Here is a 22,218-nt window from a genome sequence, read left to right as displayed (position 1 = left end):
CCCATGGCGCATATCATCGTTCCCGCCGCAGCCCAAGGCGCGGTGCTGGCTTCCTCTGAGGGGCTGAGTTTCTGGGGCGGCGTCGATCCGGCCACGGGCAAGGTCATCGACGCGCATCACCCGCTTTGCGGTCAGTCGCTGGCGGGGAAGATCCTGCTCATGCCCACCAGCCGCGGCTCCTGCACCGGCAGTGGCGTGCTGCTGGAACTGGCGTTGAACGGTCATGCCCCTGCTGCCCTCGTGTTTCGCGAGGCCGAAGACATCCTGACCCTGGGCGCGTTGATCGCGGGCAAGATGTTCGACAAGCCGCTCGCGGTGCTGCGCCTCGGGGCCGAGGATTACGACCTGCTCGCCAAATCCCGCAGCGCGCGGATCACGCCTGAGATGCTCAGCACCGATGACTGGGATCTGCCCCTGTCGGACAGGCCCGCCCGCGCCCTGCATCTCACTGCCGAGGATCAAGCGATGCTGGACGGGGCCGAAGGCAAGGCCGTGCAACTGGCGATGGAGATCACCTGCACCATGGCGCGGGGGCAGGGGGCCGAGCGGCTGGTCGACGTGACGCGCGTGCATATCGACGGCTGCATCTACGCCAGCCCCGCCAACCTGCTCTTTGCCCAGACCATGGCCGATATGGGATCACAGGTGCGCGTGCCGACGACGATGAATGCGATCTCGGTCGATCACGGCAATTGGCGCGATCAAGGCGTGCCGCCGGACTTCGGCCTGCCCGCCAGCCGTTTGGCCGACGCCTATGTCACCATGGGCGCGCGGCCCAGTTTCACCTGTGCGCCCTACCAATTGCCTGCCCCGCCCGAACGCGGCGAGTTCATCGCGTGGTCAGAATCCAACGCGGTGATCTATGCCAATAGCGTGCTTGGCGCGCGGACGGTGAAACATCCCGATTTTCTCGACCTGTGCATCGCGCTCACGGCGCGCGCGCCGCTCTCAGGGGTCTACCTGGGGGAACACCGCGCCCCGCGCCGGGTGATCGAAGTGGCCCTGCCCGCGCAGTATGACGAGGCGATCTGGCCGATGCTGGGCTGGCTCGCGGGGCAGGCCGCCCCGGACCGGATCCCGGTCCTGCGCGGGTTGGAGGGGGCCGCCCCGAATGAGGATGACCTCAAAGCGCTCTGCGCGGCCTTTGGCACTACTTCCGCAGCCCCGATGCTGCATGTGGCCGGGATCACACCCGAGGCCGATCTGCCCCCTGTCGCGGAGGCCGATACGGTTCGTCTCACATCCGATGACCTGCGCCGCGTTTGGCGGCAGTTCAACGCCGGGGCCGCGACGGTTGACCTCGTGGCTTTTGGCAGCCCGCATTTCTCGCACGCCGAATGCCGCGCGCTCGACACCGCCCTCGCCGGGCGCAAGCGCCATGCCGACACGGCTGTCATCGTGACGCTCGGACAAGACACGCTGCAAGCGGCGCGCGATGACGGCACCGTGGCGCGACTTGAGGCCGCGGGCGTGCAGGTGGTGCCCGACATCTGCTGGTGCTCGATTTCCGAGCCGGTCTTCCCGCCCTCGGCCAAGGTGCTGATGACCAACTCGGGCAAATACGCCCATTACGCCCCCGGTCTGTCGGGCCGGGCCGTGCGCTTTGGCAGTATCGCCGATTGTGTGGAGGCCGCCGTGACGGGGCAGGCGGGAGAGGCACTGCCGAGATGGCTGACCGAGGAGGAGACGAAGGATGCGTAGCAGCAAGACGGTGCATGTGATCTCGGCCCATGCCGAGGGTGAGGTGGGCGATGTGATCGTGGGCGGTATCGCCCCGCCGCCGGGGGAGACGCTGTGGGAGCAGAGCCGCTGGATCGCGCGGGATGAGACCCTGCGCAACTTCGTGTTGAACGAGCCGCGCGGCGGGGTGTTTCGCCATGTGAACCTTCTGGTCCCGCCGAAAGACCCCCGCGCCGATGCGGCCTTCATCATCATGGAGCCGGAGGACACGCCGCCGATGTCCGGTTCCAATTCGATCTGCGTCTCGACCGTGCTGCTCGACGGGGGCATCCTGCCGATGACGGAGCCTGTGACGGAGCTAACCCTCGAAGCGCCGGGCGGGCTGGTGAAGGTCCGCGCCGAATGTCGCAATGGCAAGGCGGAGCGTATTTTCGTACAGAACCTGCCGAGTTTCGCGGCGCGTCTGGATGTGCCGCTTGAGGTCGAAGGTCTGGGCACGCTCACTGTCGATACCGCCTATGGCGGCGACAGTTTCGTGGTCGTCGATGCCGCCGCCATGGGGTTTTCGCTAGAGGCGCATGAGGCCCATGACATCGCGCGGCTCGGCGTGCGGATCACCAATGCGGCCAATGCGGCGATGCGGTTCGACCACCCTGAGAACCCTGATTGGCAGCATTTCTCTTTCTGCCTGTTCGCCGGTCCGGTGACCCGCGATCAGACCGGCCTGCGCGCCGGGGCGGCGGTCGCGATCCAGCCCGGCAAAGTGGACCGTTCGCCCACTGGCACCGCCCTTTGCGCGCGGATGGCCCTGCTGCACGCGCGGGGGGAAATGGGGCTGGAGGACAGTCTGACCACCGTGTCGCTGATCGGGTCGACCTTTACGGGGCGCATCTTGGGCGAGACGCGGGTGGGCGAACATACGGCCATCCAGCCAGAACTGTCGGGCCGGGGCTGGGTCACGGGCATCCATCAACATATGCTCGACCCCGATGACCCTTGGCCGGGCGGCTACCGTTTGTCCGACACATGGGGCGCGCGCGGCTAGGCGCGCGTTTTGTCACGTTGAACCCCCGACCCTCGGGCAGACCGGAGGCGGGGCCAATCTTTACAACCTCGCGCCGCCTCGGCGCGAAGCCGCCGTGTTTGGCTGACGCGAGGCAACGTCTTGCATGTGCTCTCCGTTTTCGATTGATTGCTTTTCAATCAGAACACGAACTTTCAAACAACGGAGAGTCACCATGAAGCTACGCACCACACTTGCATCCTCCGCATTGGCGCTCAGCCTTGCGTTTCAGGCCCAAGCCGCCGATGTCCCCGAGGGTGTGAACCTTGCCGAAGATCAAAGCTATACCTTCTGGCTGCTCGACGCGATCAAGTCGATGGACCCGCAGATCAACACCGATGTCGAAGGTTCGGACGTGCTGCGCAACCTCTTCGAAGGGCTTTATAACGAAGACGGCAATGGCGAACTGGTCCCCGGTGTGGCGCTGGATCATGAGGTCTCCGAAGACGGCAAGACCTACACGTTCAACCTGCGCAAAGACGCCAAGTGGTCCAATGGCGATCCGGTCACGGCCAATGATTTCGTCTATTCTTGGCGCCGTTTGGCGGACCCGGCGACCGCGTCGGAATACGCATGGTACATGGAGTTGATGCAGGTCGAAAACGCGCCTGAGATCATCGCCGGGGACAAGTCGCCCGAGGAATTGGGCATCCAAGCCGTCGACGACCACACGCTTGAGGTCAAGATTACCACGCCGCTGCCCTATTTCCCGCAGATGCTGGTGCATGGGTCGACCTTCCCCGTGCTGCAAAGCGTGGTGGAAGAGCATGGCGACGATTGGACCGATGCGGGCACGCTCATCGGCAACGGCGCTTATAAACTGGTCGAGCATCAGTTGGGCGAACGTGTCGTGATGGAGAAGAACGACACCTATTGGGACGCCGACAACGTGGTGATGGAGAAGATCACCGCGCTGACGATCAATGACGTGAACCAAGCGCTGACCCGCTATCTGGCTGGTGAGTTGGACCGCGTGGATATCCCCGCCGGTCAATACCCGCGACTGAAGAAAGAATACCCCGAACAGGCGGTCTCAACCCCCTATAACTGCTCCTATATCTACATGCTGAACGTAGGCGAAAAGGGCCCCGAGGCGCTAAAAAACGTCAATGTACGCAAAGCCTTGGCCTATGCCATCGACCGCGACATCATTGTCGAGCGTATCCTGCAAGGCGGCCAAAAGCCGTCCTACAACTGGACCCACTGGGCGATTGCCGATTTCGAGCGTCCCGAGCTTGATTGGGCCGACAATATGGATCAGGCGCAGCGCGTGGAAAAAGCCAAAGAACTGTTGGCCGAGGCGGGATATGGCCCCGACAACCCGCTCGACCTGACGCTGCAGTACAACACATCGGAAGATCACAAAAAGATCGCCATCGCGGCCTCGCAGATGCTCAAGCAGATCGGCGTGAACCTGACGTTGGATAACTACGAGTGGAAGGTGCACACCGACCGCATGCAGCGCCAAGACTACGACATGGCGCGCTATGCATGGTGCGGCGACTACAACGAGGCCTCGACCTACCTCGATCTGCTGACCTCATATTCGGGCCACAACAACGGCGAGTTCTACAATGACGCTTATGACAAGCTCATGAAAGACAGCAAAACCGCCGAAGACCCGCAGCCGCTTTACAAAGATGCGGAGCGTATCTTGGCCGAGGAAATGCCGATTATCCCGATCTACCACTACGCCAACGTCGACATGATCGCGGAAGACATCGAAGGTCTGCCCGAGAATAACGTCAACAACACGTGGTACGGCAAAGACCTCTATCGTACCGCGGAGTAACCTCTCGACATTCGGGCAGCCCGGCGGTTAAGGCACGGGCTGCCCGATTCCATTTTGCTCCCCCCTCACCCCCCCCGTATCCGGAGCGCGCGCCTCTTGCTCAGTTACATCCTCAAGCGCCTTGCCATCGCTGTTCCGACGCTGCTTGTGCTGATCGTCATCTCCTTTCTGCTGATGCATTCCGCCCCCGGCGGGCCCTTCACATCAGAGCGTGAATTGCCGCCGCAGGTGCTGGCGAACCTCAATGCGAAATACGGGCTGGATGATCCGCTGTGGAAGCAGATCGGCAGCTATGTTTGGGGCATCGTGACCGAGTTCGATTTCGGGCCGAGCTTTGTTTACAAAGACCGTTCGGTGAATGAGATCATCGCCCAAGGTTTCCCGATTACGCTGACCTATGGGCTGTTGTCCTTTGCCGTGGCGGTGATCGTCGGCGTTGGCCTTGGCGTGGCCGCAGCGGTGCGGCACAACTCGCTGCTCGATTATGTCGCGGTTGGGGTTTCCATCGGGGCGCAGGTGCTGCCGAATTTCGTCATGGCGCCGATCTTGGTGCTGGTATTCACGCTCTGGCTCGGCTGGTTGCCCGGTGGTGGCTGGCAGGGGCCGGAATATTGGATCATGCCGGTGATTGCCCTGTCGACGTCCTTCATGGCCTCCATCGCGCGGATCACCCGCTCGTCGATGCTTGAGGTGCTGACCTCAAACCACATCCGCACCGCCCGTGCCAAGGGGCTGCCCGAACGCCGGGTGATCCTGCGCCATGCGCTGAAACCCGCGATGTTGCCGGTGATTTCCTATCTGGGCCCCGCTTTCGTGGCGATGATCACCGGCTCTGTGGTGGTGGATATCTATTTCTCCACCGGCGGCATCGGCAAGGCTTTCGTCGATTCAGCGCTCAACCGCGATTACGCGGTGATGATGGGGGTGACGATCCTCGTGGGCGCGCTGACCATCTTCTTTAACCTCGTGGTCGATATCCTCTACGGGTGGATCGACCCCAAGATCCGGTACTGACATGGTGATGACATCCGAACAACGGGTCGAGGCCAGTGAGATCGCAGGCAAGGGCCGCTCGCCTTGGGCCGATGCGCGGCGGCGGTTCTTTCGCAACAAGGCGGCGCTGATGGGTCTGGTGATCCTCGGCTTCGTCGTGGTCTTTGCGCTTTTCGGCAACAGCCTTGCGCAATGGTCGAACGAAGAACTCGACTACAACGTCATGGGCCAGATTGTTGAGCTAGGCGGACCGTCGATTGAGAGCGGCCACTACTTCGGCACCGACGATCTGGGGCGCGATCTGTTCGCCCGCACCGTGCAAGGCACGCAGATCAGCCTCGCGGTGGGCCTTGTCGGCGCGTTGATCGCCTGTGTGGTCGGCACGCTTTACGGCGCGGTCGCGGGCTACTTCGGCGGGCGCACCGACAGCATCATGATGCGGCTCGTCGATATCTTCATGGCCGTGCCTTACATGTTCGTGCTGATCCTGCTCTTGGTGATGTATGGCCGTTCGATCACCATTCTTTTTGCGGGCGTCGGGCTGATTTCATGGATGGAGATGGCCCGCATCGTGCGGGGCCAGACGCTGACCATCAAGGGCCGCGAGTTTGTCGAGGCTGCCCGCGCCACCGGCGTCTCGGCCCCGGTCATCATCCTGCGCCATATTGTGCCCAATCTGCTGGGCGTGATCGCGGTTTACGCCACGCTGCTGGTCCCGCTGATGATCCTGACGGAAAGCTTCATTTCGTTCCTTGGCCTTGGCATTCAAGAGCCGCTCACCTCCCTCGGGGCGCTGATCTCCGAAGGGGCGGGGACCATCGCCTATGGCACCACTTGGCAGTTGGGGTTCCCGCTGCTGTTTTTCTGTCTCACGCTCTTTGGCCTGTTCTTTATCGGCGACGGATTGCGTGACGCCCTCGACCCCAAGGATCGCTGATGTCTCTGCTGGAAATCGACAAGCTCGACGTCACCTTCGAGGGCGACGACGGCCCCGTTCACGCGGTCAACGACCTGTCGCTCGCCATCGACCGGGGCGAGACCCTCGGCATCGTTGGCGAAAGCGGCTCGGGCAAGTCGCAGACCGCCTTTTCGATCATGGGCCTTCTGGCGCCGAACGGGCGCACCGGCGGGTCGATCCGCTTCGACGGGCAGGAGATCCTCGGCGCCAAGCCGAAAGTTCTGAACAAGATCCGGGCCGAGCGCATCGCGATGATCTTCCAAGACCCGATGACCTCGCTCAATCCCTACATGCGGATTTCCGAGCAGATGGCCGAGGTGCTGACGCTGCACCAAGGCCTGTCGAAGCGCGACGCGCTGGCGGAATCGGTGCGGATGCTGGACGCAGTGAAAATCCCGGCGGCCAAGGAGCGTATCCGCCTCTTCCCGCATGAATTCTCCGGCGGGATGCGCCAGCGGGTGATGATCGCCATGTCGCTGCTGTGCAAACCGGACCTCTTGATTGCGGACGAGCCGACCACCGCGCTCGACGTCACCGTGCAAGCGCAGATCATGGACCTCTTGGGCGATCTGCAGAAGGATTTCGGCATGGCCACGATCCTCATCACCCATGACCTCGGCGTCGTGGCGGGCTTCTGTGAGCGGGTGCTGGTCATGTACGGCGGCCGGGTGATGGAGCAGGGCCCGACCGAGCCGCTCTTCGCCGAGCCCACGCATCCCTACACCCGCGGCCTTCTGGCCGCCGTGCCGCGCGTCGATGACGAGGACGCCACCATGAAGGCAATCCCCGGAAACCCGCCCAACATGGCCGCCCCGCCCGCGGGCTGTCCCTTCCGCCCGCGCTGCGATTACGCCGGCGACGATTGCCGCGCGATGCCGCCCTTGGCCCCCTTCGACGGCGCCCGCGCCCGCGCCTGCCACCGTCCCATCGCGGAGGTCACCTCATGAGCCCGCTGCTTTCCGTCCGCGACCTGCACGTCAAATTTCCGATCACCCGCGCCGGCGACATGCCTTGGACCAAGCCGCGCATCCTGCATGCGGTCAACGGCGTCAGCTTTGATCTGGAGCCCGGCAAGACCCTTGGCGTCGTGGGTGAATCCGGCTGCGGCAAATCCACCCTCGCGCGCGGGCTGATCCAGATGGTGCCCGCCGAGGGTCAGGTCATGTGGCAGGGCGAGACCGATCTTCTGTCGCTCTCCCCGCGTCGGATGAAGCCCTACCGGTCCGAAATCCAGATGGTGTTTCAGGACCCGCTCGCCTCGCTCAACCCGCGTATGACGCTGGGCCAGATCATCGCCGAGCCGCTGAAGACCCACCGTCCCGACGTGCCCGCCCGCGAGCGTCGCACCCGGGTGGCGCAGATGATGGAGCGCGTGGGCCTGCTGCCGCAGATGATCAACCGCTACCCGCATGAGTTCTCCGGCGGCCAGTGCCAGCGCATCGGCATCGCCCGCGCGCTGATCGTGGAGCCGAAGCTCCTGATTTGCGACGAGCCGGTTTCGGCGCTCGACGTCTCGATCCAGGCGCAGGTGATTGAACTTCTGAAAGAGTTGCAGCGCGATCTGGGGCTGGCGATGATCTTCATCGCCCATGACCTCAGCGTGGTGAAGAACATCTCGGACGAGGTCATGGTGCTCTACCTTGGCCGCGTGATGGAGAAGGCGCCGAAGGCGCAGCTCTACGACGACCCGCAGCATCCCTACACGCAGGCGCTGCTCTCGGCGGTGCCGATCCCCGATCCGATCGCCGAGCGCGCCAAGCAGATCGTGCCGATGAGCGGCGACATGCCCTCGCCGATGAACCCGCCCTCGGGCTGTGTCTTCCGTGGCCGCTGCCCGCGGGCGCAGGGCGATTGCGCGCAGGTGGTGCCGCAACCGGGCGAGTCGCTGCATCAGGTCGCTTGTATTCACCCCGGCCCGCTGCAAGCCAGCGAGACCGCGGCGCAGTAAGTCTGTGGGCGGTTTCGATACGAGAATTCTATAATATTTAACCTCTTAGGGGCGGTTTGCGTTCGCCACCGCCCCGCCCTATCCGCGAAAAATGATATACGTCTATCAAAAATGATTGACGTATATCAAAATATCCCCTAGATAGGCCCCGAGATGCGCAGGCTGGGAGGGCCAGCGCGCGGGGGAGGGGCCATGACAAGTCCGACGTTAAGCGATGTCGCACGCGCTGCCGGGGTGAGCTATGCCACCGCGGACCGGGTGATCAACAACCGCGGCAACGTGGCGGAAAAGTCCATCGCCAAGGTGCGCGAAGCGGTCGCGGCGCTTGGCTATGTGCGCAACGTCGCGGCGGCGAACCTGTCACGCGGGCGGGTCTACCGGCTCGCTTTCCTGATCCCCCGCGGCTCCAACGCCTTTTTCAACCGCATCCGTCAACACATCGACCATACCGCTGCCCATCAGGCCACCGAACGCGTCACCGCCGAGGTGATCGAGGTCGCGGCCTTCGCCGTCGAAGGGTTGCAAGACAGCATTTCGGACCTGCTGAAACGGGATTTCGACGGTGTCGCCATCGTCGGTTTGCAAAGCGCGGCGCTTGAGGCACCTTTGGCCGCCCTGCGGGACAAGGGGGTGGCCGTGGTGGGCCTCGTCTCCGACCTGCCGCAGACCGCCCGCGCCGCCTATATTGGGATCGACAACATCGCCGCCGGGCGCACCGCGGGCCGCATGGTGGGGCTTGCCCATGGCGGGCAGGGCGGACGGGTGCAGACCTTCGCAGGCTCGCTTGACGCGCGCGACCACGCAGAGCGTCTGACCGGCTTTCGCGAAGTGTTGCAGGCCGATTTCCCGCAGGTTGAGTTGCTGGATCCGATCATGACGAAGGACGACGCGCAGGTGCTGAACGCGCAGACGCGTCAGGCGCTCGGCCAGACGGAGCTGACAGCACTTTACAACGTGGGCGCGGGCAACAGCGGGTTGATCGCCGCCCTGCAAGAGGGGCAGGGAGAGCGGCCCTTCTGCGTGGTGCATGAACTGGTCGCGCATTCGCGTCAGGCGCTGCTTGATCGACATATCGATCTGGTGATTGACCAGCGCCCGGATGTCGAGATCAACCGCGCCTTCACCGTGTTGCGCGCGCTGATCGACCAAAAGGAATTGCCGCCGATGCCGGACCTCGTGCCGACGATTTACGTGCGGGACAATCTGCCCGCCGACACATTGACCGATAAGATGAAGGCCAAGATAGATGACTGATTTCTTTAAAGATATAAAGCCCCTCACCTATGATCCCGAGGGGGCCGATCTGGCCTTTCGCCACTACAACCCTGACGAGATCGTCATGGGCAAACGGATGGAGGATCACCTGCGTTTCGCCGTAGCCTATTGGCATTCCTTCGCATGGCCGGGCGGCGATCCCTTTGGCGGGCAGACGTTTGATCGCCCGTGGTTCGGTGACACGATGGATCTGGCAAAGCTCAAGGCCGATGTGGCCTTCGAGATGTTCGATCTGCTGAACGCGCCCTTCTTCTGCTGGCACGATGCCGACATCCGCCCCGAGGGGGATACATTCGCCGAAAGCCTGCGCAATTTCGAAGAGATCATTGATTATCTCGGCATCAAGATGGAAGCCTCCAAAACCAAGCTGCTTTGGGGCACGGCGAACCTCTTTGGCCACCGGCGCTTTATGTCGGGCGCGGCCACCAACCCCGACCCTGAGATTTTCGCTTGGTCCGCCGCCACGGTCAAAGCCTGCATGGACGCGACCCATAAGCTGGGCGGTCAGAACTACGTCCTCTGGGGCGGGCGCGAGGGCTATGAGACGCTGCTCAACACCGACCTGAAACGCGAACGCCAGCAGGCCGGGCGCTTCTTGCAGATGGCGGTAGAGTACAAACACAAGATCGGCTTCAAAGGCGCCATTCTGGTGGAGCCCAAGCCGCAGGAGCCGACCAAACATCAGTATGATTTCGATGTCGCCACGGTCTATGGTTTCCTCAAGGAGTTTGGGCTGGAGAACGAAGTTCAGATGAACATCGAACAGGGCCATGCGATCCTTGCAGGCCATTCGTTCGAACATGAGCTGGCGCTGGCCGCGTCCTTGGGGATTTTCGGCTCGATCGACATGAACCGCAACGACTATCAATCGGGCTGGGACACGGATCAATTCCCCAACAACGTGCCCGAAGTGGCGCTGGCCTATTACGAGGTGCTGAAGGCGGGTGGTTTCACCACCGGCGGCACCAATTTCGACGCCAAGCTGCGGCGGCAATCGCTTGACCCCATCGATCTGGTCGCGGCCCACGCGGGCGCGATGGATGTCTGCGCGCGGGGCTTCAAAGCCGCCGCAGCCATGCTGGAGGATGGCACGATTGAGGCCATGCGCGCCGAGCGCTACGGGGGGTGGGAGACGCCCAAGGCCAAGGCGATGCTGGAGGGGGATCTGGCCTCGATCGCCGCGCAGGTCGTCCAAGACGGCATCAATCCGCAGCCCCGCTCGGGCCGGCAGGAAATTCTGGAGAACATCGTGAACCGGTTCGTTTGAGCCGGGGAAAGGGAGGAACATTATGAAGACGATCAAGGGACCGGCGCTGTTTCTGGCGCAATTCGCGGGCGATGAGGCGCCCTTCAACTCTTGGGACAGCATCACCAAATGGGCCGCCGATTGTGGCTACAAAGGCGTGCAAGTGCCCAGTTGGGACGCGCGGCTGATCGACTTGGCCAAGGCCGCGTCGAGCAAGGATTACTGCGACGAGTTCAAGGGCAAGGCGGTCGAAAACGGCGTGGAGGTGACCGAGCTTTCGACCCACCTTCAGGGCCAATTGGTCGCCGTGCATCCGGCCTATGACACGGCCTTTGACGGCTTCGCCGTCGAAGAAGTGCGCGGCAATCCCAAGGCGCGGCAGGAATGGGCGGTCGAGCAGGTGAAACTCGCGCTTTCGGCGTCCAAGAACATGGGGATCGGGGCGCATGCGACCTTCTCGGGCGCTTTGGCTTGGCCCTATGTCTACCCTTGGCCGCAGCGCCCGGCGGGGCTGATCGAGACGGCCTTTGACGAACTCGCCGCGCGTTGGCTGCCGATCTTGAACCACGCCGAGGATTGCGGTGTCGATGTCTGCTATGAGATCCACCCCGGCGAAGACCTGCATGACGGCATCACCTATGAGATGTTTCTAGAGCGTACGGGCAATCACGCGCGCGCTAACATGCTCTATGACCCCAGCCACTACGTCCTGCAATGTCTTGATTACATCGATAACATCGACATCTACAAAGACCGGATCAAGATGTTCCACGTCAAGGATGCGGAGTTCAATCCGACGGGCCGTCAGGGGGTCTATTCGGGCTATCAAAGCTGGACGGACCGCGCCGGGCGGTTCCGGTCGCTCGGCGACGGGCAGGTTGATTTCGGCGCTGTCTTTTCCAAAATGGCGGCGAATGATTTCGATGGCTGGGCCGTGGTGGAATGGGAATGCTGCCTCAAACACCCCGAAGACGGCGCGCGCGAGGGGGCGCAATTCGTCTCAGATCACATCATTCGCGTGACCGACAAAGCCTTTGACGATTTCGCCGATGGCGGCACCGATGAGGCGGCAAACCGCAAAATGCTGGGGATCGACTGATGGCACGTATTCGACTTGGCATGGTGGGCGGCGGCAATGACGCCTTTATTGGCGGGGTGCACCGCATCGCCTCGCGCATCGACGACCGGTTTGATCTGGTGGCAGGCGCGCTGTCTTCGACCCCCGAGAAATCCGCCGCCAGTGCGGAGGCTTTGGGCATCCCGCGCTCCTACGGCAGTTTCGAAGAGATGGCCGAGGCCGAAGCCGCCCGCGAGGACGGGATCGAGGCGGTCTCGATTGTCACGCCCAACCACGTTCATGCCGCTGCGGCAAAGGCCTTTCTGGCCAAGGGCATCCATGTGATCTGCGACAAGCCCCTGACCTCCACGCTGGAGGATGCGGAGGCGTTGGCGGCCAGCGTCGCGGAGGCCGAGGCGCTTTTCATCCTCACCCATAATTACACCGGCTATCCGATGATCCGCCAAGCGCGGGCCATGGTGGCGGCAGGCGATCTGGGCGAGATCCGCATCGTGCAGGCGGAATACCCGCAGGACTGGCTGACCGCGCCGATGGAGAACGAAGGCGTCAAACAGGCCGAATGGCGCACCGATCCTGCGCGCTCGGGCGCGGGCGGCTCTGTGGGGGATATTGGCACACATGCCCATAACCTCGCCTGTTTTGTCAGCGGTCTAGAGGTCGAAAGCCTTGCCGCGGATCTGCAAAGCTGGGGCGCGGGGCGCAAGCTGGATGACAACGCCCATATGATGCTGCGCTTCGCCGGTGGCGCGCGCGGCATGCTGTGGTCAAGCCAAGTGGCTCCGGGCAATGAGAACGCGCTGAGGCTGCGTATCTATGGCGACAAGGGCGGTTTGGAATGGTCGCAAGAGGATCCCAATTACCTGTGGTTCACGCCCTTGAGAGAGCCGAAGCGCCTGATCACCCGCAATGGGGCAGGGGCGTCTGAGGCGTCGCAATCGGTAAGCCGCATTCCCGGCGGCCACCCCGAAGGGTATCTCGAAGGGTTCGCCACGATCTATAACGAGGCCGCCGATGCGATCCGCGCGGTGCAGGGCGGCGCGAGCCGCGAAAGCGCCATGGGCGTGCTGCCGGACATCACGGCTGGCATGGCGGGGATGCGTTTCATCAATGCTTGTGTCACTTCCTCGGCCAATGATGCGGCGTGGACCAAGCTATGAGTGCCACCCCCGTTCTTGCCCTGCGCGACGTGAGCAAGAGCTTCGGCTCGATCGAAGTGCTGCACGGCGTGACCCTCGCGCTAGAGCCGGGGACCGTTCATGCGCTGATCGGTGAGAACGGGGCGGGCAAATCGACGACGATGAAGATTATGGCGGGCTATCAACTGCCCTCCAAAGGCGCTGTCGAACTTGACGGTGCGGCGGTCCGTTTCGACAGTCTGCACGAGGGCGAGATGGCCGGGATCGTGATGATCCACCAAGAGTTCAACTTGGCCGAACAGCTTACCGTTGAGCAGAACATCTTTCTGGGCCGCGAGTTGAAACGCGGGCCGCTGCTCGACAAGGCCGAGATGCGGCGGCGCACGCGCGACTATCTTGATCGGGTGGCCTGCAACGTCTCTCCGGATGCGCTGGTCTCGCGCCTGTCGAATTCCGACAAACAAATGGTCGAGATCGCTAAGGCCCTGTCGCGCGATGCGCGGGTGCTGATCATGGACGAGCCGACGGCGGTGCTGACCAAACGCGAGACCGATGTGCTGTTCAAACAGGTCGCGGTCCTGCGCGCGGCGGGGACGGCGGTCTTGTTCACCTCGCATAAATTGGACGAAGTGGCCGAGATCTCGGACCATGTCACCATCATGCGCGATGGCGCGGTGGTGCAATCGGGGCCAAGCGCGGACATCACCGAAGACGAAATGGCCACCGCCATGGTGGGCCGGGATGTATCGGACCTCTATCCGGCCAAGCCCGGCGTGGCACCGGGCGCGCCAGAGGTGCTGTCAGTCGAAAACCTCAGCGTGCCGGGTTTTGCCAGCAATGTGTCCTTTTCGCTGCGACAGGGGGAGATCCTCGGGCTGGGCGGGCTGATCGGCTCTGGCCGGACCGAGGTGATGGAGGGCCTGGCCGCGCTGCGCCCGGCAAGTGCCGAGCGTGTCACCCTCTTTGGGGAGCCGGTGCAATTCAAGCGGCCAAGCGACGCGCAACAGGCCGGGCTGTGCTATCTGACCGAAGACCGCAAGCTGCGCGGTCTGCTGCTGGAACGCGGCATGCGTGAGAACCTGACCCTGCAAAACCTGCATAAATTCGGCGGCTTCCTGATCGACCGCAACGCAGAGGAAACCGCCCTGACCGAGGCCATTGGCGAATTCGACATTCGCGCGGGCAGCCGTGATGTGCGGGTCGGCAATATGTCGGGCGGCAACCAGCAGAAACTGCTGCTGGCCAAGATCATGCTCTCCGAGCCGCGCATCCTGATCGTCGATGAACCCACCCGCGGCATCGACATCGGCACCAAGCAGCAAATCTATGCCTTCCTGCGCAAATTGGCCGATCAGGGCCACGCCATTATTGTGATCACCTCCGAGATGCCCGAACTCATCGGTCTTGCCGACCGCGTGATGGTCATGCGTTTGGGTAAGGTCAGCGGCACGCTGAACGCGGGCGAGATCACGGAAGACGCGATTGTCCGCCTCTCCATGGGGCTGAGCGCCGAACAAATGCCGATGACGGCCTAAGGAAACCGAAGATGACAGATGTAACCACCCCTCAAACCAAAAGCTTCCGGATGCCGTCGATGTCTGTCCTTGGGCCGATCATCGCGCTGATCGTTCTGCTGCTGATCGGCACGGCACTGAACTCCAACTTCCTGAGTGCGGCGAATATCACCAACGTCCTCGCCCGCTCGGCCTTTATCGGGATCATCGCGGTGGGCATGACTTTTGTCATCACCGCGGGCGGGCTCGACCTGTCGGTAGGGTCGATGGCGGCCTTTATCGCGGGGCTGATGATCTTGGTGATGAACGCCGCTTTACCGAGCCTCGGTGTCGGCGTGCCGATCATCCTTTTGGGGATGTTCACGGCCATCGTCGCGGGGCTGCTGGCGGGGCTGTTGAACGGCTTTTTGATCACCGCGCTCGGCATTGAGGCCTTCATCGTCACGCTCGGCTCGATGGGCATTTACCGCTCGCTGGTGACCTGGCTGGCGGATGGCGGCACCCTGTCGCTCGATTTCGGTCTGCGCAGCTTTTACCGGCCCGTGTATTTCGACGGCATCCTCGGGATCAGCTGGCCGATCATCGTTTTCGCGCTGGTGGTCATCATTGGTGAGATCATCATGTCGCGCAGCGTCTATGGCCGCCACTGCGCCGCCACCGGGTCGAACGAACATGTGGCGCATTATTCTAATGTGAACGTCAATCGCACCCGTCTGATCTCCTATGCCGCATTGGGCATCTTGGTGGGCATCGCGACGATCATGTATGTGCCGCGCCTCGGCTCGGCCTCGGCCTCTACCGGGGTGCTGTGGGAGTTGGAGGCGATTGCCGCCGTGATCATTGGCGGCACTGTGCTCAAGGGTGGTTTCGGTCGGGTCTGGGGCACCGTCATCGGCGTGCTGATCCTCAGCCTGATCGGCAATATCCTCAACCTCACCGATTTCGTGTCGCCCTATCTCAACGGCGCGATCCAAGGGATTATCATCATTCTCGCTGTGATCCTACAGCGCGAAAGGAAGACGGCGCTTTAAGCCGTAGTTGAACGCTTCATGGGAGGAGCAAATATGACATTTACCAAAACATTCATTGCCACCGCGCTGGCCACGGCTGTCGGCACCGCCGCCTTTGCCCAAGACACCAAAGTCATCGGCGTGTCGATCCCGGCGGCGACCCACGGCTGGGCGGGGGGCATGAACTTCCACGCCAAGGAAACCGTCGAACGTCTGGAAGAGGTCTATTCCGATCTCGACTTCGTTCTCGCCACCGCGTCGGACCCCGGCAAACAGGTGAACGACATCGAAGACATGGTCGCCACGCGCAACATCGACGCGCTGGTGGTGCTGCCCTTTGAATCCGACCCGCTGACCCCGCCGGTGCAAGCCGTGGCCGACAGCGGTGCATGGGTTACCGTGGTGGACCGTGGCCTTTCCGTGGAAGGCATCCAAGACCTTTACGTTGCGGGCGACAACAGCGGCTTTGGCAAGGTGTCGGGTGAGTTCATGGCCCAGCAAATGCCCGATGGCGGCGACATCGTCGTGCTGCGCGGCATCCCCACCACCATCGACAACGAGCGTGTCGAGGGGTTCAACGCGGCGATCGAAGGCTCCGGCATCAATGTGCTCGACATGGAGCATGGCAACTGGAACCGCGACGACAGCTTTACCGTGATGCAGGATTTCCTCTCGAAATACCCCAATATCGACGCGGTCTGGGCCTCGGACGACGATATGGCGATTGGCGTGCTGGCCGCGATCGAAGCGGCGGGGCGTGACGACGTGAAATTCGTGCTCGGCGGGGCCGGTATGAAAGAGATGATCAAGCGCACCGCCGATGGCGATGAAATGATCCCGGCCAATGTGACCTACCCGCCTTCGATGATCGCCACCGCGATTGAGCTGACCGCCGTGGGCCTCACCTCCAACGCGCCGGTCTCGGGCACTTTCGTGATCGGCTCGGTGCTGGTGACGCAAGAGAACGCGATGGATTTCTACTATCCCGACAGCCCGTTCTAATGGCCAAGGCCACCGGCAGCCTGCCGGTGGCTCCCTCTCATTTGTGAAGTAACGAGTACCGCATGACCTATCTCGGGTTGGACCTTGGCACCTCGGGCGTCAAAGCGCTTTTGATCGACGAAGGCCAACGGCCCTTGGCCGAGGGTCATGCCCCATTGGAGGTTCAGCGCCCGCACCCGATGTGGAGCGAGCAAGACCCCCATTCATGGATCACCGCCTGCGAAAGCGCCATCGCCGAGGTCCGCACCGCGGCCCCGGATGCATTCGCGGCGCTGCGCGGCATTGCCGTCTCGGGCCAGATGCACGGCGCCACGCTGCTGGATGCCAATGACCAGCCCCTGCGCCCGGCGATCCTGTGGAACGATGGCCGCGCCCATGCCGAATGCGCGGAACTGGAAGAGCGCGCCGATTTTCGGGGGCTGGGTGGCAATATCGTCATGGCAGGCTTCACCGCGCCCAAGCTGCGGTGGGTGCAAAAGCATGAGCCCGAGATTTTCGCGCAGGTCCGCAAGGTCCTGCTGCCCAAGGACTATGTCGGTCTTTGGCTGACGGGCGAGCATGTTTCAGAAATGTCCGACGCGGCGGGGACGCTCTGGCTCGACGTGGAAAAACGCGATTGGTCGGATGAACTGCTCGCCGCCACGGAGCTTAGCCGCGATCACATGCCGCGACTGGTCGAAGGCAGCGCGCGGGCGGGCGGGCTTCGGGCCGAGCTTGCCGCTCTGTGGGGTGTCGGCAACGTCACTGTCGCGGGCGGCGCGGGGGACAATGCCGCCACCGCCGTGGGGCTGGGGCTGGTGCAGCCGGGGCAGGGCTTTCTCTCGCTCGGCACCTCTGGCGTGCTATTCACCGTGACCGACCGTTTCGCCAGCAACACCGAAAGCGCGGTGCATAGTTTTTGCCACGCGGTGCCGAAAACCTGGCACCAGATGGGGGTCATCCTATCGGCCACCGACGCTTTGGCATGGCTGGGCCAGATCACGGGGCAAAGCCCCGCAGCCTTGGCGGGCATGGTTCAAGGCCTGCAACAGCCCTCCGCGATCACCTTCCTGCCATACCTCTCGGGCGAGCGGACGCCGCATAACGCCCCCGATGCCGCCGGGGCGTTCCACGGGCTGCGCCGCGGGCATGGGTTGCCGGATATGGTGCAGGCGGTGATGGAGGGGGTCGGCTTCGCCTTTGCCGACTGCTGTCGCGCCCTCGACCACTGTGGTTCCTTGCCCGAACGGGTCTGCGTGGCGGGCGGCGGCAGCCAGTCGGAGACATGGTTGCAGATGATCGCCGACATCACCGGGCTGACCCTCGATGTGCCAGAAAGCGGTGCGCAGGGCGCGGCGCTCGGCGCGGCGCGGCTGGCGATGCTGGGCTGTGGCGGGGCGGCGGAGGCCGAGGTGATCCGCCCCCCGAAGATACGCAAAAGCATCGCACCCAACCCCGCGCTCACCTCAGCCTATGCGGAACGCTATGCCGACTTCCGTGCGGCTTGGGAACAGCGGCTGGCGCAGTAGGCATCAAGCGCAAGACCGGCAAGAAAGGGGCGGCTATCAGGCCGCCCCCCTCTCATCACATCCCGGCAATCACCTTGTCCAAGGTGGCGGGATAGTCGCGCACCCGGACGCCGGTGGCGTTGTAGATCGCATTGGTGATCGCTGCCGCCGCGCCGCAGATGCCCAACTCACCGATCCCTTTCGCCTGCAGCGGGTTGGCCCAATCGTCACGTTCCTCCAGCAGATCGACGGTCAGCTGTGGCACGTCGGCGTTCACCGGAATGTGGTATTCCGCAAGGTTGTGGTTGGCCACATGCCCGTCGCGCGGGTCAAAGGCCAGTTCCTCGGTCAGCGCGATGCCGATGCCAAAGGTCATCCCGCCCAGACATTGCGAGCGCGCCGTCTTGGCATTCAGGATCCGCCCTGCGGCGAAAGTGCCGTGCATCCGCCGCACCCGCGTCTCGCCCGAGGCGGCATGCACCGCGACCTCGGCGAAATAGGCCCCGAAGGTGGCCTGCCGCACTGCCTCAGAAGTATCGCCGGGCTGGACGTGACCCACTTTGGCAATCTCATCCCCGTCCAGGATATCGCTCAGGCTGCGGGTCTGGTTTTCAAAGGTCGCCATGCCGTCTTTTAGCGTGAGGTCACCTTCCTCCACCTCCAGCCGCGCGGCAAGCTGTTTGCGGATCGCCTCGCAGGCCAGATAGACCGAGGTGCCGCTCGACGACGCGCCCCACGATCCGCCCGAACCCGAAGCTGGGGGCAGGGTGGTATCGCCCAAGACCACATTGACCGCATCGCGCGGCAGGCCCATCATATCGCCTGCGATTTGGCCCAAGATCGCATAGGTGCCGGTGCCGATATCGGTCATATCCGTTTCGACCCGCAGGCGGCCATCGGGCATCAGCGTCACGCGGGCTTGGCTCTCCATCAACACGTTCACCCGCGCGGCAGAGGCCATGCCATAGCCGATTAGCCATTCCCCCTCGCGCCGTTCCTTGACGCCCGGGCGGTCGGCCCAGCCGAATGTCTCGGCCCCGCTGTCGAGCGCCTCTAGGAAACGGCGGGATGAGAACTCCTTGCCGCTTTCGGGGTCCTTCTCGGGAATGTTGCGGCGGCGAAGCTCGACAGGGTCCATGCCGATCTTGTCGGCCAGTTCATCCATCGCGCCTTCGAAAACGGTGACGCCTACCGCCTCGCCCGGCGCGCGGACGGAGCCTGCGCAAAGCCGATGCACCCGCGCCAAATCCATCGACATCTTGCGGTTCGCCCCGGCATAGAGGAAATGCGACGCCTGCAAAACAGGCTCGGCAAAGCTCTCTCCGGGCAGGTTGGACACCCGCGCGTCATGGCCCAGCCCAGTCAGCCGACCTTCGGCATCGGCGGCAAGGCGCACCCGCTGCGTGGTCTCGGACCGGCGCATCGTCGCCTCATAGACCTGCTGGCGGTGCAGCGCGACAGAGACCGGGCGGCCCACCTCTTTCGCGGCAATCGCCGCCGCGACGGCCTCGGGCGCGATGCCGAGTTTCGACCCGAAGCCGCCGCCGACATAGGGCGACAGGATGCGCACTCGGTCGGGGTGGATGCCCAAGGCATCGGACAGCTCATTGCGGTTGTATTTCAGCATCTGGTAGCTGCCGCGCAGGGTCAGGTCTTCCCCGTCCCATGAGGCGATGGAGGCATGCGGCTCCATTGGGGTGCTGGAATGCGACGGGGTGGTATAGGTCACATCGACCGAGAAAGCGGCCTGAGCCATAGCGCCGTCCAGATCGCCCTGATCCAAGGTCTTCGCCTCCTGCGGCTCGACCGCCGCGGTGGCGGGATCGACCGGCATGACCTCGCCATTCTCCAACGCCACCTTCAGCGATTGCGCCGCATGGCGGGCCTGCTCGAATTCCTCGGCGACGACCACCGCGATCAACTGGCCGAGGTAGGCAGCCTGTTCCGGCCCCTGTATGGGTGCTTGGTTCGCGGTGCCTTGGGCCGGATTGCGCAGCAGGCGCGGGTCTTGGATCACGGCCAATACCCCCGGCATTTGCGCCACCGCGTCGCGGTTGGCCAAGGCCACGCGGCCACTGTTGCCCGGCGCGCGGACCATGACGCCATGCACCATGTTCTCGACCTGCCATTCATTGGCATAGGTCGCCGTGCCGCTCACCTTCAGCGGCCCCTCGGGGCGGTCCAGCGGCGCGCCGACAAGCCCCTGCGCCATATCGTCCAGCCTGCGGGCGGTGGCGGGTGCGTCCATCTTGAATTGCTCGGTCATTGCTGGGCCTCCGCGGTAAGTTCGTTCAGCACCGACACCAGCGTGCGGCGGGCGAGGGGAATTTTGAAATCATTCGCGCCATAGCCTTTGGCCTCGGCCAGCAGCAGATCGGCGGCTTTGTTGAAAAGGTCTTCCGAAGGCGCGTTGCCGGTCAGCAGGTCCTCGACCTCGGCATTGCGCCAAGGTTTCGGCGCCAGCCCGCCAAAGGCCAGATCGGCACGGGTGATCCGCCCGTCTGCCATCTCGACGATCCCGGCAACCGAGACGAGGGCAAAGGCATAAGAAGCCCGGTCCCGCACCTTGCGGTAGGTCTGGTTGCCCGTCACAGGCGCGGGCAGCACCACGGCGGTGATCAATTCGCCCGGCTCAAGAACGGTCTCTTGATCAGGCCGCTCTCCGGGCAGCAGGTAAAGCTCATCAAGCGTCAGCCGGCGCGTGCTACCATCCTCCTTCAGCGTCTCCACCTCGGCCCCGAGCGCCCGCATGGCCACGGCCATGTCGCTGGGATGGGTGGCGATGCAATGCTCCGAGGTGCCCAAGACGGCAAGGATGCGGTTGAACCCCTCCTTCGCCGAACAGCCCGTGCCCGGCGCGCGTTTGTTGCAGGGCATGGCGCGGTCATAAAAATACAGGCACCGCGTGCGTTGCAGCAGATTGCCGCCCGTCGTCGCCTTGTTGCGCAACTGCCCGCTGGCCCCGGCCAGCAACGCACGGCTCAGCACCGGCCAGCCCTTGCGCAGACGGGCGTCATTGGCCAGATCGCTGTTGGTCACCAAGGCCCCGATGCGCAGCCCGCCGTCTTGGGTCTCTTCGATCTCGCCAAGGTCGAGCCGGTTGATGTCGATCAGCGCCTCGGGGGTCATGACCTCCAGCTTCATCAGATCGAGGAGGTTGGTGCCCCCGGCGATGAAGGTGCCACCGCTGGCCGCTTGCCGCGCGGCGGCTTCGGTATTCTCGGCGCGGGTATAGTCGAATGGTCTCATGCGCTTTCTCCCGCCGCTTTTCGGATCGCCTCGACGATGTTGGGATAGGCCGAACACCGGCAGAGGTTGCCGCTCATCCGTTCCGAGATCTCTTCCGTCGTCAGCGCAGGCTTGCCGCTCAGGTCATCGGTCACATGGCTGGGCCAGCCCTCTGCGATCTCTTCCAGCATCGCGGTGGCCGAGCAGATTTGCCCCGGCGTGCAATAGCCGCATTGGAACCCGTCTTCGCTGACAAAGGCTTCTTGCAGCGGGCTGAGGTTGCCGGGCGCTCCGATGCCTTCGATGGTGGTCACCTCATCACCGTCATGCATACAGGCCAATGTCAGGCAGGCGTTGATCCGGCGGCCATTCACCATGACCGTGCAGGCACCGCATTGCCCGTGATCGCAGCCCTTCTTGCTGCCGGTCAGTCGAAGATGGTGGCGCAGCGCATCCAGCAGCGTCGTGCGGGGATCGAGATCCAGCCGCTGCTTCGTGCCATTGATGGTCAGATTCGTTTCCACGGCAATTTCCTTTGGCTAAATGGGGGCGGAGGGGCAGGCCCCTCCGGCTATCGGCTGGCTCAGGACGTAGGGCGGCACGGATGAGCGGCAAGCGGGTGTGGCTGGTGGAACTCGGGCGGCGCACTTCAGTAACATAACCATGATTACGAGGCTTTTGACTGTAGCCGCAAAGCAGTAATGTCACCCATCGGCAAAGCAGAAGTGTCACTCTCCTTGCATACGGTAGCGAGGATTAGTGGACATGGGATGGGTGACGATGAGTGAGCGCGAGTTGAACCGCGTTG

General features: G+C 63.4%; 18 protein-coding genes. 15 read left to right on the top strand and 3 right to left on the bottom strand.

Annotated elements, in window-relative coordinates; genetic code table 11:
* Positions 1 to 3: 3 nt before the first annotated feature.
* The 15 genes from J7392_RS20215 (at position 4) to xylB (ending at position 18,203) form a co-directional block, all read left to right on the top strand.
* A complete protein-coding gene (locus tag J7392_RS20215; RefSeq protein ID WP_209219142.1) occupies positions 4 to 1,701 on the top strand; it encodes an aconitase X in 1,698 nt (565 codons plus the stop codon).
* Complete coding sequence (locus J7392_RS20210) at positions 1,694 to 2,725, top strand: proline racemase family protein (protein ID WP_209219141.1); 1,032 nt, start codon at positions 1,694 to 1,696, stop codon at positions 2,723 to 2,725. The genes J7392_RS20215 and J7392_RS20210 overlap by 8 nt, the downstream gene beginning before the upstream one ends.
* Positions 2,726 to 2,918: 193 nt before the next feature.
* Positions 2,919 to 4,535 carry a peptide ABC transporter substrate-binding protein gene (locus tag J7392_RS20205; RefSeq protein ID WP_209219140.1) on the top strand — a complete coding sequence of 539 codons (1,617 nt, stop codon included), beginning with the start codon at positions 2,919 to 2,921 and terminating at the stop codon, positions 4,533 to 4,535.
* 96 nt (positions 4,536 to 4,631) lie between these two features.
* Entirely contained in the window at positions 4,632 to 5,549 is a 918-nt protein-coding gene (gene oppB, locus J7392_RS20200) for an oligopeptide ABC transporter permease OppB (protein WP_120352378.1), read from the top strand.
* 1 nt (position 5,550) lies between these two features.
* The gene (locus J7392_RS20195) at positions 5,551 to 6,465 is read left to right on the top strand and encodes an ABC transporter permease subunit (RefSeq protein WP_209219139.1); all 915 of its coding nucleotides are present in this window, start codon (positions 5,551 to 5,553) and stop codon (positions 6,463 to 6,465) included.
* Positions 6,465 to 7,433, top strand: coding sequence for an oligopeptide/dipeptide ABC transporter ATP-binding protein (locus J7392_RS20190; RefSeq protein ID WP_209219138.1), 969 nt, complete (start codon positions 6,465 to 6,467; stop codon positions 7,431 to 7,433). The genes J7392_RS20195 and J7392_RS20190 overlap by 1 nt, the downstream gene beginning before the upstream one ends.
* Entirely contained in the window at positions 7,430 to 8,434 is a 1,005-nt protein-coding gene (locus J7392_RS20185; RefSeq protein ID WP_209219137.1) for an oligopeptide/dipeptide ABC transporter ATP-binding protein, read from the top strand. The genes J7392_RS20190 and J7392_RS20185 overlap by 4 nt, the downstream gene beginning before the upstream one ends.
* A gap of 192 nt (positions 8,435 to 8,626) precedes the next feature.
* Positions 8,627 to 9,688 (top strand): LacI family DNA-binding transcriptional regulator, encoded by a 1,062-nt coding sequence (locus tag J7392_RS20180; RefSeq protein WP_209219136.1) that lies wholly within the window; start codon positions 8,627 to 8,629, stop codon positions 9,686 to 9,688.
* The gene (xylA, locus tag J7392_RS20175; protein ID WP_209219135.1) at positions 9,681 to 10,976 is read left to right on the top strand and encodes a xylose isomerase; all 1,296 of its coding nucleotides are present in this window, start codon (positions 9,681 to 9,683) and stop codon (positions 10,974 to 10,976) included. The genes J7392_RS20180 and xylA overlap by 8 nt, the downstream gene beginning before the upstream one ends.
* A gap of 22 nt (positions 10,977 to 10,998) precedes the next feature.
* The gene (locus tag J7392_RS20170; protein ID WP_067261237.1) at positions 10,999 to 12,054 is read left to right on the top strand and encodes a sugar phosphate isomerase/epimerase; all 1,056 of its coding nucleotides are present in this window, start codon (positions 10,999 to 11,001) and stop codon (positions 12,052 to 12,054) included.
* Positions 12,054 to 13,190, top strand: coding sequence for a Gfo/Idh/MocA family oxidoreductase (locus tag J7392_RS20165; RefSeq protein WP_209219134.1), 1,137 nt, complete (start codon positions 12,054 to 12,056; stop codon positions 13,188 to 13,190). Before J7392_RS20170 ends, J7392_RS20165 begins: the two co-directional genes overlap by 1 nt.
* Positions 13,187 to 14,704: a sugar ABC transporter ATP-binding protein gene (locus tag J7392_RS20160; RefSeq protein WP_209219133.1), complete on the top strand. Its 1,518-nt coding sequence runs from the start codon at positions 13,187 to 13,189 to the stop codon at positions 14,702 to 14,704. The genes J7392_RS20165 and J7392_RS20160 overlap by 4 nt, the downstream gene beginning before the upstream one ends.
* Before the next feature lie 11 nt (positions 14,705 to 14,715).
* Complete coding sequence (locus J7392_RS20155; RefSeq protein ID WP_067263827.1) at positions 14,716 to 15,714, top strand: ABC transporter permease; 999 nt, start codon at positions 14,716 to 14,718, stop codon at positions 15,712 to 15,714.
* 33 nt (positions 15,715 to 15,747) lie between these two features.
* Positions 15,748 to 16,695, top strand: coding sequence for an ABC transporter substrate-binding protein (locus J7392_RS20150; RefSeq protein WP_209219132.1), 948 nt, complete (start codon positions 15,748 to 15,750; stop codon positions 16,693 to 16,695).
* Between the two features lie 62 nt (positions 16,696 to 16,757).
* A complete protein-coding gene (gene xylB / locus J7392_RS20145) occupies positions 16,758 to 18,203 on the top strand; it encodes a xylulokinase (protein ID WP_209219131.1) in 1,446 nt (481 codons plus the stop codon).
* A 55-nt stretch (positions 18,204 to 18,258) separates the two neighbouring features.
* Here xylB and J7392_RS20140 read toward each other — a convergent pair whose 3' ends face one another.
* From J7392_RS20140 to J7392_RS20130, 3 genes are read right to left on the bottom strand one after another with little or no spacing between them, the layout of a single operon-like run.
* On the bottom strand, positions 18,259 to 20,448 hold the full coding sequence (locus tag J7392_RS20140) for a xanthine dehydrogenase family protein molybdopterin-binding subunit (protein ID WP_209219130.1): 2,190 nt from the start codon (positions 20,446 to 20,448) through the stop codon (positions 18,259 to 18,261).
* Entirely contained in the window at positions 20,445 to 21,431 is a 987-nt protein-coding gene (locus J7392_RS20135; RefSeq protein ID WP_209219129.1) for a xanthine dehydrogenase family protein subunit M, read from the bottom strand. Before J7392_RS20135 ends, J7392_RS20140 begins: the two co-directional genes overlap by 4 nt.
* Positions 21,428 to 21,934 (bottom strand): 2Fe-2S iron-sulfur cluster-binding protein, encoded by a 507-nt coding sequence (locus tag J7392_RS20130; RefSeq protein ID WP_209219128.1) that lies wholly within the window; start codon positions 21,932 to 21,934, stop codon positions 21,428 to 21,430. The genes J7392_RS20135 and J7392_RS20130 overlap by 4 nt, the downstream gene beginning before the upstream one ends.
* Positions 21,935 to 22,218: the final 284 nt, after the last annotated feature.

The sequence above is a fragment of the Sulfitobacter sp. R18_1 genome (genome assembly GCF_017743915.1).
Classification (GTDB): domain Bacteria; phylum Pseudomonadota; class Alphaproteobacteria; order Rhodobacterales; family Rhodobacteraceae; genus Sulfitobacter; species Sulfitobacter faviae.
This window is presented reverse-complemented; position numbering and strand designations above follow the sequence as displayed.